This is a genomic window from Hyphomicrobium sp. LHD-15 (genome assembly GCF_031157355.1).
Classification (GTDB): Bacteria; Pseudomonadota; Alphaproteobacteria; order Rhizobiales; family Hyphomicrobiaceae; genus Hyphomicrobium_C.
Window position 1 is genome coordinate 1,061,968 of sequence record NZ_JAVIFT010000001.1, and the last position, 13,104, is coordinate 1,075,071.

Annotated in this window: 12 protein-coding genes; 10 read left to right on the top strand and 2 right to left on the bottom strand. The window is 63.7% G+C overall.

All coding sequences use genetic code 11. From position 1 onward, the window contains the following. Positions 1-121: 121 nt before the first annotated feature. The 3 genes from RCO24_RS04850 to RCO24_RS04860 all read left to right on the top strand — a co-directional run bounded on the left by RCO24_RS04850 (position 122) and on the right by RCO24_RS04860 (position 3,254). Positions 122-625, top strand: a complete 504-nt coding sequence (locus RCO24_RS04850) for a hypothetical protein (protein WP_308960273.1) — start codon at positions 122-124, stop codon at positions 623-625. A 123-nt stretch (positions 626-748) separates the two neighbouring features. Then, complete coding sequence (gene proB / locus RCO24_RS04855; RefSeq protein ID WP_308960274.1) at positions 749-1,909, top strand: glutamate 5-kinase; 1,161 nt, start codon at positions 749-751, stop codon at positions 1,907-1,909. Between the two features lie 58 nt (positions 1,910-1,967). Then, entirely contained in the window at positions 1,968-3,254 is a 1,287-nt protein-coding gene (locus tag RCO24_RS04860) for a glutamate-5-semialdehyde dehydrogenase (protein ID WP_308960275.1), read from the top strand. A gap of 18 nt (positions 3,255-3,272) precedes the next feature. Here RCO24_RS04860 and RCO24_RS04865 read toward each other — a convergent pair whose 3' ends face one another. Continuing rightward, entirely contained in the window at positions 3,273-3,686 is a 414-nt protein-coding gene (locus RCO24_RS04865; protein WP_308960277.1) for a response regulator, read from the bottom strand. A 436-nt stretch (positions 3,687-4,122) separates the two neighbouring features. After that, positions 4,123-5,511, bottom strand: a complete 1,389-nt coding sequence (locus RCO24_RS04870; protein ID WP_308960279.1) for a fatty acid desaturase — start codon at positions 5,509-5,511, stop codon at positions 4,123-4,125. 207 nt (positions 5,512-5,718) lie between these two features. On the opposite strand from RCO24_RS04870, the gene RCO24_RS04875 reads away from it, so the two are divergent. From RCO24_RS04875 to RCO24_RS04905, 7 genes are all read left to right on the top strand, one after another. Further along, on the top strand, positions 5,719-6,189 hold the full coding sequence (locus tag RCO24_RS04875; RefSeq protein WP_308960281.1) for a GtrA family protein: 471 nt from the start codon (positions 5,719-5,721) through the stop codon (positions 6,187-6,189). 48 nt (positions 6,190-6,237) lie between these two features. Then, positions 6,238-6,906, top strand: coding sequence for a nicotinate-nucleotide adenylyltransferase (locus RCO24_RS04880; protein WP_308960283.1), 669 nt, complete (start codon positions 6,238-6,240; stop codon positions 6,904-6,906). A 282-nt stretch (positions 6,907-7,188) separates the two neighbouring features. Beyond that, positions 7,189-7,599, top strand: a complete 411-nt coding sequence (rsfS, locus tag RCO24_RS04885; RefSeq protein WP_308960284.1) for a ribosome silencing factor — start codon at positions 7,189-7,191, stop codon at positions 7,597-7,599. A gap of 122 nt (positions 7,600-7,721) precedes the next feature. Then, positions 7,722-8,204, top strand: coding sequence for a 23S rRNA (pseudouridine(1915)-N(3))-methyltransferase RlmH (gene rlmH / locus RCO24_RS04890; RefSeq protein WP_308960285.1), 483 nt, complete (start codon positions 7,722-7,724; stop codon positions 8,202-8,204). Between the two features lie 296 nt (positions 8,205-8,500). Continuing rightward, positions 8,501-9,970: a TMEM143 family protein gene (locus tag RCO24_RS04895; protein ID WP_308960286.1), complete on the top strand. Its 1,470-nt coding sequence runs from the start codon at positions 8,501-8,503 to the stop codon at positions 9,968-9,970. 284 nt (positions 9,971-10,254) lie between these two features. Beyond that, positions 10,255-11,148: a 50S ribosomal protein L11 methyltransferase gene (locus tag RCO24_RS04900; RefSeq protein WP_308960287.1), complete on the top strand. Its 894-nt coding sequence runs from the start codon at positions 10,255-10,257 to the stop codon at positions 11,146-11,148. A 144-nt stretch (positions 11,149-11,292) separates the two neighbouring features. Next, positions 11,293-13,104 carry an aminopeptidase P family protein gene (locus RCO24_RS04905; protein WP_308960288.1) on the top strand — a complete coding sequence of 604 codons (1,812 nt, stop codon included), beginning with the start codon at positions 11,293-11,295 and terminating at the stop codon, positions 13,102-13,104.

The following is a 13,104-nucleotide window of genomic DNA, read 5'->3' on the forward strand; positions in this document are numbered from 1 at the left end:
CGCGCCTCACGCCCCCTCACAAAAACGTCAGAAAAAGCGGGGTCATGCGGTCTTCTCGGGTTGCTCCCGCCCGTGCAAGACAGGACGAATGCCGATGCGCCCCCATTCCGGAGACCGACCGATGACCCGCCGTATTCTGATGCTCGCCGCCTCTCTCGTCGCGGCCGCCTCGCCTGCCGCAGCCAAGACGGTCGCCTACGAGGACAACAAGCTCAACTTCAGGTCCTGCGACGGCGAGAAAGTCTCGGCCCGCTGGTTCGGCGCCGACCTCGCGCTGAGCCAGGCCGGCAAGTCGCCGACAGACCCGGCTCCCACCGTCAAGTTCCTGACCTGGGACGGCCAGTGCGGCTCGTTCAAATGGAACGCCGACATCGGCGCGCTCGAAGTGACGCTCGGAGACAAGAAGCAGCCGGGTAAAATCCTGAACTTCGTCGCCTGGGACGGGTCGCGCTGGTCGGCCGCGCGCACGGGTGGCGGCTTCTTCGTCGCCAAGATCGCCGAAGAGGGCGACGCCGACCCCAAGAGCCGGATGAAGGCAGCCGGGGAGTGGGTGGCGAAGAACAACAAGCTCGGGGTCGTGGCAGCCGACATCCTGGCCGAGGAGCTGGCGGCCTCAGGGCAGTAAACGCCCCTGCCGAAAACGCAGGCCTAACCTTTCCAAAGGGCATCTCGCCGGAAAGGCATGGGGTATGCTAGGAGAGCGCCACGATTAACCCTTGTGGCGCCCGATTTCCTTTAAGCACACCCGATGACCCAATCCGCCGTTGCCCCTGCCGAAGCGTCTCACGCCCGTCCCGAATGGACGCGGGCGCGCCGGATCGTGGTCAAGATCGGCTCGGCGCTGCTGACCGACCGCGAGACCGGGACGCTCAAATCCCAATGGCTGGCCTCCCTCGTCGAGGACGTCGCGGAACTCGTGCGGCAGGGCCGCGACGTGGTGCTCGTCTCGTCCGGCTCGATCGCGCTCGGCCGCCACAAGCTCGGGCTTCCGAAGGGGCCGCTCGAACTCGAACAGTCGCAGGCCGCTGCCGCCGTCGGCCAGATCAGTCTTGCCCATGCCTATCAGGAGCTGGCTGCGAAATCCGGTCTGACGGTCGCGCAGATCCTGCTGACCCTGGGAGATACAGAGCAACGCCAGCGTTACCTCAACGCACGCCATACCATCGAGACCCTGCTCGAGCTCAAAGCCATTCCGGTCGTCAACGAGAACGACACAGTCGCGACCGCCGAGATCAAATACGGTGACAACGACCGGCTGTCGGCGCGCGTCGCCAGCATGGTCTCGGCCGACTGCCTGGTGCTGCTCTCCGATATCGACGGCCTCTATACCGCGCCGCCCGCCTCCGATCCCACCGCCAAGCACATCCCGATCGTCACCGAGATCACGGCCGAGATCGAGGCGATGGCGGGTGATGCCGGAACCGAGCTTTCGAAAGGCGGCATGAAGACCAAGATCGAAGCCGGCAAGATCGCGCTCGGCGCCGGCACCAACATGGTCATCACGACCGGCAAGGTGCTCAATCCGCTGCGCGCCATTTCGGAAGGCTCCAAGGTCACCTGGTTCCTGGCGAAGCAGGATCCGGTCACGGCCAAGAAGCGCTGGATCGCCGGGCAGCTCGAGCCGCGCGGCGCGGTCTATGTCGATGCGGGCGCCGAAAAGGCACTCACCGCCGGCAAGAGCCTGCTGGTGGCGGGCGTCAAGCGCGTCGAAGGCGAGTTCGAGCGCGGCGACGCCGTGATTATCCGGGGACCGGACGGGCGGGAACTCGGGCGTGGACTTTCTGAGTACACCCGCAGCGACGCCGAGCGCATTCTGGGCCGCAAGTCGTCCGAGATCGCCGAGATCCTCGGGTTCGAAGGCGGGCCAGAGCTGGTTCATCGCAACGACATGGCGCTCACCCGCAAATAGCCGCGACCCTTTTGGCCAGGGATTGACCTTGGCACCCGAAAGCCCAAAGTTACCGACCATGCAGAAAGCTACTCAGCAAGACACGTCCATCGGCGCCTTGATGCGCGACATCGGCCTTGCTGCGCGCGAAGCTTCGCGGCAGCTTGCGCTCGCGCCGCGCGAAGCCAAGGACAAGGCTTTGCTCATCGCGGCCAACGTGCTGCGCCGCGACGCCAAGGACATCCTGATCCAGAATGCCAAGGATGTCGCCGCCGCTCGCGCAGCCGGGCGCGCTGAATCTCTCGTCGACCGCCTTGTCCTCACCGAAGCGCGCATCGAGGGGATCGCCAAAGGCCTGGAAGAGGTCGCGGCGCTCGCAGATCCGGTCGGCTCGGTGCTTTCGGACTGGACCCGACCCAACGGGCTCAAAATCCAGCGCGTGCGCGTGCCGATCGGCGTGATCGGCATCATCTACGAGAGCCGGCCGAACGTCACCGCCGACGCGGGGGCGCTCTGCCTCAAGTCGGGCAACGCGGCCATCCTGCGCGGCGGGAGCGACAGCTACAATTCGAGCAGCGCGATCTATGCCGCGCTCGCGGAAGGCCTCGCGGAAGCCGGCTTGCCGCAAGGTGCCATCCAATACGTCGCGACGCCCGACCGCGAGGCCGTGGGCCTTATGCTGACGGGCCTCGACGGCGCGATCGACGTGATCGTTCCGCGCGGCGGCAAGAGCCTCGTCGAGCGCGTGCAAAAGGAAGCGCGCGTGCCGGTGTTCGCGCACCTGGAAGGCATCAATCACACCTACGTGGATGCCAAGGCCGATCTCGATATGGCGCGCACGGTGCTGGTCAATGCCAAGATGCGCCGCACCGGCGTTTGCGGAGCGACCGAATGCCTGCTGGTGGACCGTAACGCGCCCGCCGACTACCTGCCGACGCTCGTCAAGGCCTTGCTCGAAGCGGGTGCCGAAGTGCGTGGCGATAGCGCCGCCCAGGCTGCCGATCCGCGCGTGAAGGCGGCCCAGCCCGGCGACTATGGGCATGAATTCCTCGACGCGATTATCGCGGTGAAGACGGTGGACGGCGTCGGCGAAGCGATCGCACACATCAGCCGTTACGGCTCGCAGCATACGGATGCGATCATCACCGCCGACGAAGCGACCGCCGAGCGGTTCCTCGGCGAGGTGGATAGCGCAATCGTGCTGTGGAACGCCTCCACGCAATTTGCGGACGGCGGCGAGTTCGGGTTCGGCGCGGAAATCGGCATCGCAACCGGCAAGCTGCATGCGCGCGGGCCGGTTGGCGTCGAGCAGCTCACGAGCTTCAAGTACGTGCTGCGCGGCAACGGTCAGGTTCGTCCGGGCTAAAAAGAAATACGGGCAGGATCAGGCGACGGCGAGAGTGTCGGCGCCATGCGTCGCGGCCAGGACGCTGTCGAGCGTCTTTTCCAGCATATCGAGCTTGAACGGCTTCAGCAGATAGCCGTTGGCGCCTGCCGCTTTGGCGGCCAAAATGTTTTCCGGCTTGGCTTCGGCAGTGACCAGGATGAACGGCGTCGCGTGCGTTGCGGGAGCGGCGCGCACGATCTTCAGGAGATCGAATCCGCTCATGCCGTCCATGTTCCAGTCCGAGAGGATCAGGTCGTAAGTGTTCTCGCGGATGCGGTCGAGCGCCTGCAGGCCGTTCACGGCTTCGTCGACATGGGCGTAGCCAAGTTGCAAGAGCAGGCGCCGGATGATCTTCAACATCACCTGACGATCTTCCACGATCAACAGCTTCAGGTCTTCCCGCTTCGTCATCTCACCGCCCCGACGGTCGCAACGGTTGCCGCGTTCAAGCGGGGCCGTGCGCGTTTGAATGCTCTCCGACCTCAACCATTCCCGAGCGCGCGATCAGCTTCGATTGTATCGCAGCCGCGCTCTAGGTCCATGACGAGACCCATGTTTGCGCTCCAGGCGGATGAGGCCTCGAGCGATCATGGTCTGGAGCCATTACCAAATCGTTTGTAGCCGGCCGAAATCGGTCGGTTTCCAACGTCGCGGTGAAATTTGCCGACAAGCCGTGCCTTGATGAGGCCGATGATTCACGCTTCGGACTCTTCCTACGCTGCCGATTCACGCCGCGCCCGATAGGGGTCGCGACGATCGGAGCGCATGGGCCCGAAGCGATCATGGTGGTTTTTAGTGAGACCGATGATTCACGCTTCAGGCTGATAGGGCCTGAAGCGATCATGGTCTAGGATGCCTGCTCCGAGCGGGCCGCCTCGCGTGCGATGCCGTTTGCATCCCGCAGCTCCGCGTATTCGAGGGCGGCGTTGTCGACATAGGCGCGCTCACGGCTAGCGGGCGCATGGGCCGGACCCAGCGCTTCCAGCGCGGACGGGCCTTCGGAAGATGCAAAGAAGCCGTGCAGCACGACGCCCTTCTCGCGGTAGGTCGGGTCCGCGAGCAGAAGCTCGTGCAGGCGCTTTAAGTTGTAGTGCGGCACGGAGGCCATCAGGTGGTGGGGCAGGTGATAATCCATGCCCCAGGGAAACACCGCGTAGCGGACCAAGGGGCCGGTGAGGAATACGCGCGTGTTGGTATAACGGCCACGATCGGCGTTCCCGTGCTGCACCCACTGCCTCAACATCATGAACAGCGGGAACGAGGTGAACAGCGGGATGACCCAATAAAGGTTGAAATACTTCCAGGCCGGGGCGATGCCCGAGACCGTCAGATAGGTCAGGGTGCCGTAGAGGATCGCGAAATAGACGACACGGCTCAGCATCGTTGCGCGATGGGAGATGACCGGCGCCAAGCGCGTCTGCGTGAAAGCGCTTTCAGGAGCCAGCAGCAGATAGGCGATGGCGACGATCGTCGAAGCGATCAGCACGGCGCACCCGAGCCTCGCATCGACGAAGCGGATGAGCTCTACGGTCGCGATCGGCGCCGCAACGGCATAGAGAATGCCAACGCGCAGCGGCCATTTCGAGCCTTGCGCGGCGGGATCGATGTAGGCGTGCTCGTCGAAGCCGACTGCCGAATACTTGGCGCGGAAGACGGTGAACAGAAACAGCTTCACCGGCGACAGGCGTTTCAGGAACCCCCACAGCAGCTCGATCGACGGCACCGGGAAATCCAGCCAATGGCCGCTTTCCTTGAGCTGGGCGATGTCCGGATCACGCTCGGGATCGTTGACGAACTGGTGGTGCGCCAGATGATGAAGACGGAACTGGTAGGTGGAGGTGTAGATCGGGAAGGCCGCGAGCCAATCGGACGCCACTTCGTTCAGCTTGCGGTTCTTGAAAAGAAGAAAGTGCGTGCCTTCGTGGATGGCGCCGCCGAACTGATGCTGGGCCGCCCCCAGCACCAACGCGGCCATCGTGTTGACCGCGACGATCCAGCCCCAGCCGTATCCCATCTCGTCGATCCACTCATTGGCCTCGATCGCGAGGGCGATGGTGATCGCGATGACGGCATAGATCTGCAGGAGATGAAGCCAGTTGGTGGTGTTGTCCCGCGCCTTGAGATCTCTGACGGCTTCCGAATCGGCGCCGGACCGGGCCGGAGACGATGCGTCGCGGATCGCGCTGGAAGGCCCACCATCCCTGGCGGAAATCGCGACATCGGAACCGGATTTCACGCCTTGCCCCCGGATCAGCCACAAAAAAAGCCCCTGGAATCAGAGACTCTCATTAAAATACTGACGGGTTATAACCTAGGTAGCAAGGAGTTATCGTGGAGGAGCGGCGTTTTGGCTCTTCCAAGTACTTCGCGGCAACATCCCGATTTCAGCTTATGACCTTGGTGCGGACGACCGCGCGTCGCCCGCAAGGCGAAGGAGCTTGATGTGACGACACTGGAAGACAACGATCCCCCGCTCGACCTCGCCGGCGAGACCCTGGCGCCGCCGCGCAGCGCGAGCGACCGGGCCTATCGCATCCGCCGCCTGCTGCGTTACACCGGCGTCAACCTCGCGAGCGTAACGATCGACTACGGGATCTTCCTGTTCCTCACCCACACCTACGACATCCCCGTGACCGCGAGCATCATCGCCTACGCGATCGCGCTCGTGTTCAACTACGATCTCTCGAAGCGCTTCGTGTTCGGCTCGGATGGCAGCCACAAGAGCCAGAGGCGGCTGTTTATCGAATTTCTGGCGACCGGCCTGCTCGGACTCGTGCTCACCGCGGTCGCAACGGCCATCGGGATCCATGCTTTCGGCTTCTCTCCGATACTGGCGAAGACGATAGCCGTGCTCATCTGTTTCGTGACACTCTATATCATTCGCAGCAGGCTGGTTTTCACTCGGATCGAGTGAAAACCAGTTCCGCCGCTCCGCTCGCCACCTCACCTCGAATTGGGTCCGATGTCCGCCCGCGTCTCCTCGAAAAGCTTCGGCTCGATGTCGGTCCGCGTTCCGCCGGCGGTCGCCGGACAGCGGATCGGGCTCATGGGCGGATCATTCAACCCGCCGCACCGGGCTCACGTGGCGATTTCGGAAGCGGCTCTGAAGCGGCTCGAACTCGACGAGATCTGGTGGCTGGTCTCGCCCGGGAATCCGCTGAAGAGCCATTCGGACCTCGCGCCTCTCGACGAGCGACTGGCGGAATGCCGGGCGCTTGCGGTCCATCCGCGCATCAAGGTGACCGGTTTCGAGGCCGAGCTTCGCAACGTATCGACCGTCGTCACGCTGGCGTTTCTGCGGCGGCGCTATCCGGACGTGCATTTCGTCTGGATCATGGGCGGCGACAATCTCGCGGGATTCCATCGCTGGGCGGATTGGCGGCGGATCGCGTCCTTGATGCCGTTTTTAGTTGCAGATCGTCCGCAATGGCGGCTCAAGGCGCTTGCGGCACCGGCTGCCCGAGCGCTGGCCAAGTACCGCGTTCCGGACAGCCAGGTTCCTGCTTTGGCGCTGCAGACGCCGCCAGCGTGGGCTTACCTCACGCTCCGGCTTTCCCCTGAATCCTCCAGTGAAATCCGCGCGGCAGGACGTCTCGGCTCACCCAAGAGCTCGCTTGGGAAGAAGGCTTAACGCAGGACTTGCGACGTATTTTCTACAGAATGACGCAAGCACCGCGGCTCTCCGAGCTGCGACGGGTGCGACAATCCGGGCAAGATCCTATTGCTGGCGGGGCGACCGGAAGCTATCCTGCACGGGCTGGTGGCGCAATGAGGCGCTTCCGGTGGTGGATCAACCGGCCAAGATGTGACGCGGGTCGGCCGGTGCGTTTTTGATTAGTCCGCCTTGTGCCTGGTGGCCGTAACGAAGGATGGCCTCACTTGGTGCTCCAAAGGAAAGGATATTCACCAAAAGATGCGAACCGCCATTGAGGGCGCCCGTAAGGGTGCGCCTCCCGCCGAGATCGTGCCGCAGCGCGCCAGCTCGGAAGCTCTGCTCAAAGAGGTTCAGCATTGGCTCGATGAAGCCAAGGCCGAAGAGATCGTAACGATCGACCTCAAAGGTAAGTCGTCGCTTGGCGACTTCATGGTGATTGCAACGGGGCGCTCTGATCGCCACGTGGGCGCGATCGCCGAACAGCTTCGCAAGCACCTCAAGGAAAAAGGCATCGGTACCGTCCGGGTCGAGGGTCTCGAGACCTGCGACTGGGTCCTGATCGACGCCGTGGACATTCTCGTGCACGTTTTCCGTGCCGAGGTTCGGGATTTCTACAATCTCGAAAAGATGTGGTCCGCCACGAGGCCGGGCGAGCAGACCTCGCACTAAAGGGCGTCGCGGACCGCGAAGCTCTCGTCTGCCGGTGACGGCGGCGCTATGGGCGCCGTCACGGCGAGTCTATCCGGGCACTCCCGTGCTAGAGCAAATCGGGCTGGCGGGAGCAGGGTTGAATGCGTCTTTCCATCATCGCCGTGGGACGTCTCAAGGATGGTCCCGAGCGTGAGCTATATCTCAAATACGCAAAGCGCATCGACGACACGGGCCGCGCCGTCGCGCTCGGGCCGCTGACGCTTGCCGAATTGCCCGAGGCGCGCCAATCGGGCGTCACCCAACGGCGCACTGACGAAGCCTCACGTCTGCTCGATTCCACCTCGGGCGCCGACCTTCTGGTCGCGCTGGACGGCGGCGGAAAGGCGTTCGGCAGCGACGCCTTCGCCCGCTGGCTTGCGGCGCGACGCGACGAGGGCACTCGCACACTCGCATTTCTGATCGGTGGCCCGGACGGGCATGGCGAGGCTGTGCTCTCACGTGCCCAGCTCAAACTATCGCTCGGGCCTTTGACGTTACCGCACGGCATCGCCCGCATCATCCTGGCCGAGCAACTCTATCGCGCCGCGACCATTCTCTCCGGGCATCCCTATCATCGCGCCTGACCGCGAGAGGCTGTTACCTAAGGCGGGCCTTCCGCTCTCTTCCGTCAAATTGTTGAACGAGAGCTGTTCTAGGCTGTGAATTCGCAATTGGACGGGTGCGGGTAAATTTCCTTTGTCCCGGTTTCGGTTAATCACCAGCCGAGGTCTGGACCTCGAGCCGGCGAGGCCGTATCAATCCGGCACAGATTTCGAGATGCTAGGCCACGCGCCGGTGTTTGAATTTGAAGGCGGGCGCGCATGCGCGCCTCCAAGCGGCGTTTGAGTATCGTAGGACGTCGGCGTAGGGGAGAATGGGGATGACGGCTCAGGACGTTGCGATGGCGACACCCGGCGTGTCCGCAGCTCCCGCGGAGCCCAAAGCCGTTCTCGCCATACAAGCCCGCGACCTCGTTCCGCCGGATGCCGAGCGCCCGCGCGAGCGCTTCATCCCCGTCACCACCTACGCCCTGATCGACCGCCTCACGGCCCCGCAAGTTTGGCCGAACAGGAAGGCGGCGGCCGCACGCCGCTTCTTCCGCTATCTGGAATACTGGCGCCGCCAGCAGCACAGCGTCGCGCTCAGCACCGTACTTCAGGCCTACGAGACGTTCAGCCCCGACAGCGATCTTCTGATCACACGCTCGTTCACGGACGACGAACGGCACGCGATGCAGAAGCGTGTGGTGGTGGATATCGAAAAGATCCTGAAGCAGGCCAACTACGTTCGCATCGATCCGTCGGACGTGCAGATGATCCTGACGGAGGACTCCCACTACGGCCTCGACCTGCACGTGGACTTCACGGCGTTCGAGGAAATCCTGATCTACTATCGCGGTGCTTCCAACCGGCGCGATCAACGGCGCAGGCTAAGCCGCTTCATGCGCAAAGAAGAGTTCGACGTTCCGATCTTCCAGCGCCTGTTCCTGCTGTTCAAGCTCAAGCCGTTCGAGACGCGCGTGCTCGAAGTCATGAAAGAGCAGCGTCTGCCCCGCAAGGAAGCCGAAAAGGCGGTTCGAAACCTGCGGGCGATGATCCCGTCAGGCGTCGACGACAAGAACATCTACCTGAAGCTCTTCAAGAACATTCCGCGTAGCGACGTGGAGATGGTGTTTCCCAACACGCGCGTGAAGTTCCGCCTGCTCGACAAGCTGCGGCTCGGCATCACCGCGGGTGGCGGCCTCGGCATGGGCGCAGTGAGCGCGGCCGGCAAGATCGCGGTCGCGGCGACCAACCCGCTGATGGCGGCAGGCGCCGCGCTCGGCCTCGGCGGCATCGTGTTCCGGCAAGCCGTGAATTTCCTGAACCAGAAGCAGCGCTACATGGTGGTGATGGCGCAGAACCTCTACTTCCACGCCATGGCCGACAACCGCGGCGTGCTGATCAAGCTCGCGGATCGCGCGGCGGAAGAAGACGTCAAAGAGGAAATGCTGCTCTACAGCGTGCTCGCCAAGGAAAGCGCGAAGCACTCGGACCTTCCGGCCATCGATGCCGCCATCGAGCAGTATCTGACGGCGAGCTTCGGCGTCTCGGTCGATTTCGATCTAGAGGACGCGTTGCAGAGGCTCATCGCCGATGGGCTCGTGACGGAGGAGCCGGACGGCACATTGCGGACGCTCGGGCCAGAAGCTGCTTCAGCTCATCTCGACGCCAAATGGGACGTGTTCCTGGACAACCTGCCGGATTGCTCCCTCGACGACAACGAAGGCCGCGAGGTGGAGCGCACCCTTCCCATCCCCGAAGAGACGGCCGTCGCGGCTCCGCCCCCTGCTCCCGATCAGCAGACCTGACGCGCGCCGGCATCACGGGCTAAAGCGTATGTGCTTTAGCTGTTTAACGAGACCTATGATTCACGCTTCGGACCCCGCGCTCCGATCGTCGCGCCTCCTATCGGGCGCGGCGTGAATCGGCAGCGCAGAAAAAGTCCGAAGCGATCATGGTCACCTCAGTGAGACCTATGATTCACGCTTCGGACTGGTAGGGTCCGAAGCGATCATGGTCTATGTTCCCCACCGCCAGCCTCTCCAGGGGCTGGCTAATCTGTGTGCTGTTCCAATAAGAAAAAACGGACTTCATGACCCCTCATAAGCTGATCGCCGAGATCGAGGATCGCGGGCGCGCCATGCAAATCGCCAGCGCGCTGCAGGACCTGCTCGAGCCGCCGCCGGATGCGCTCACCATCTTCGAAAACAAGGTGAGCGACGACGCTCCGCCCATCTGGCGGATCGAAGCCTATTTCTCGGACGCGCGCACCGCGAGTGACATCGAAGCCGAACTTGAAGCGCTGCTTGGCGAGGCGCCGCCGGCCTTCCGATCGGACGAGATTCCCGATCTCAACTGGGTTGCGCTTTCGCAGGCCGCGCTGCCGCCGGTGCGCGCCCACAAATTCACCGTCCATGGCTGCCACGATCGCGACCGCGTTCCGCAGGGGCCCAACGCGATCCTGATCGAAGCCGGCGAAGCCTTCGGTACGGCGCATCATGCAACGACGTACGGCTGCCTACTCGCCATCGACCGGCTGAGCCACACGCGCACATTCCGCAACATTCTCGATCTCGGATGCGGGTCGGGCATCCTCGCCATCGCGGCGGCGCGGTCGTGGCCGAACGCGGCGATCCATGGCGTCGACATCGATGAGCAGTCGGTGATCGTCGCACGCGAGAACGCGGCGGTGAACAAGGTTGGCCCTCGCCTCCGGTATACCTGCGGGCCCGGCGTTTCGTCGCCAGGGGTGCGTAAGGACATTCCGTTCGATCTCATCGTCGCGAACATTCTCGCGGGACCGCTCATCACGCTTTCGCCCGACATCCGCCGCTCGGCCGCGAAGGGCGCAACGATCATTCTCTCCGGAATTCTCAACCGGGAAGCTCCTCGCGTGATCGCTGCCTACCGGGCGCAAGGCTTCTCGCTTTCGAGCCATCAGCGCTACGATGGGTGGTCGACGTTGACGCTGGTGAAGCGAAGCTAGAGCGTGGTCCGATCCTACGGAATCGGAGCCGCGCTCTAGATTCTTGTTTTGTCGCATTTTCTTTCGACGAACCGGTGTCCATCCCGGATCGTGTCCGGGACAGGCTTCGTCGGAAAATGCTCTAGCTACAAGGACTGGACTTCCATGTTTCAGACGTTCGCCGCGCCTTCCGATGCCGCTGCGGTTCCCGACCGGGTGAAGCGCCTGCGCGCCCTTTTGGCCGACGAAGGTTTGCAGGCCGTGTTGCAGCCGCGCGGAGACGAGCATCAGGGCGAATACGTGGCCCCCAGCTCGGAGCGGCTGCGCTGGCTCACGGGCTTCACCGGAAGCGCGGGCCTGACAGCCATTACGCGGCGCCATGCCGGCCTTTTTGTCGACGGGCGCTACACGGTGCAAGCGCGCAGCGAGTGCGGCGGCGGGCTGTTCGATTTTCCCGGCTTCGCCCGCCAGGCTCTCGGTCCGTGGCTTGCCGACAAGCTCAAGAGCGGCGACGTCGTCGGGTTCGATCCGTGGCTGCATACGGCTGCGGAGATCGCGTGGCTCACCGACATTCTGAAGCCCGCCGGAATTCTCCTCAAGCCGACGCGGCGCAATCTCGTCGACCGCATCTGGGGCAAGGATCGTCCATCGCCGCCCGATGGCCCGGTGGTTCCGCACGCGCTCAAATATTCAGGGCGGGCGGCGGACACCAAGATAGCGGCGGTCCAGAAAGCGCTCAAAGACGCGGGACAGGATGCCGTCGTGCTGACGGCGCCGGATTCCGTCTGCTGGCTGTTCAACATTCGCGGGCACGACGTTGCGCACAATCCGGTTGCGCTGGCCTTTGCCATCGTTCCGGCCAACGGAAAGCCCGAGCTTTTCATCGCGCAAGAAAAACTCACCCGGGACTGCCGCACGCATCTCGATGGCGTCGTCAAGGTTTCCGCGCCCGCGCTGCTCAAGGATCGCGTTGCGGCGCTCAAGAAGGCCGGGCGGCGCGTGCGCATCGATCATGACCGGTCGGCTTGGTGGTTCGTGCGGGCGCTCGGAAAAAGCGCGGTGCGGGGCGGCGATCCGTGCGTGGCGCTCAAGGCGATCAAGAACACGACGGAGATCAAAGGCGCACGCATTGCCCACGTGCGCGACGGCGCGGCCGTCGTCCGCTTTCTCGCGTGGCTCGATAGCGCAATTGCCGACGGCCGCACCATCGACGAGATCACCGCCGTCCGGACGCTCGAAGAAAAGCGCGCCGGCAGCCAGGCGCTCAAGGAAATCTCGTTCGACACGATCTCGGGCAGCGGCCCGAACGGCGCCATCGTGCACTACCGCGTCACGGAAGCGAGCAATCGCACGCTGAAGCGGGGCGAGCTGTTCCTGCTCGATTCCGGCGCGCAATATCTCGAAGGGACCACCGACATTACGCGCACGGTCGCGATCGGGGAGCCGCCAGCCGAAGCGCGCGAACGTTTCACGCTGGTTCTGAAGGGGCATATCGCTATTGCCACGGCCCGCTTTCCCAAAGGCACACGCGGCCTGGACCTCGACGCCTTCGCACGCCGCGCGTTGTGGATGCACGGTCTCGATTACGACCACGGCACGGGTCATGGCGTCGGCAGCTATCTTTCGGTGCACGAGGGGCCGCAGTCGATTTCGCGTGCAGGCGCCGTCGCCATCGAGCCCGGAATGATCATCTCGAACGAACCAGGCTACTACAAGGAAGGCGCTTACGGCATCCGCATCGAGAATCTCATTCTCGTCACCGAGCCTGAGCGGCCCAAGGGCGGCGACCGGGAGATGATGGGGTTCGAGACCCTCACGCTGGTGCCGATCGACCGCCGGCTCATCGTTCCCGAGTTGCTGACACCAGAGGAAGCGCGCTGGATCGACGCCTATCACGCCCGGGTTGCCGAGGTGATCGGCCCCGAGGTCGACGCGGCCACTTTGCGCTGGCTCGAAGCGGCGACAAAACCGCTTTGA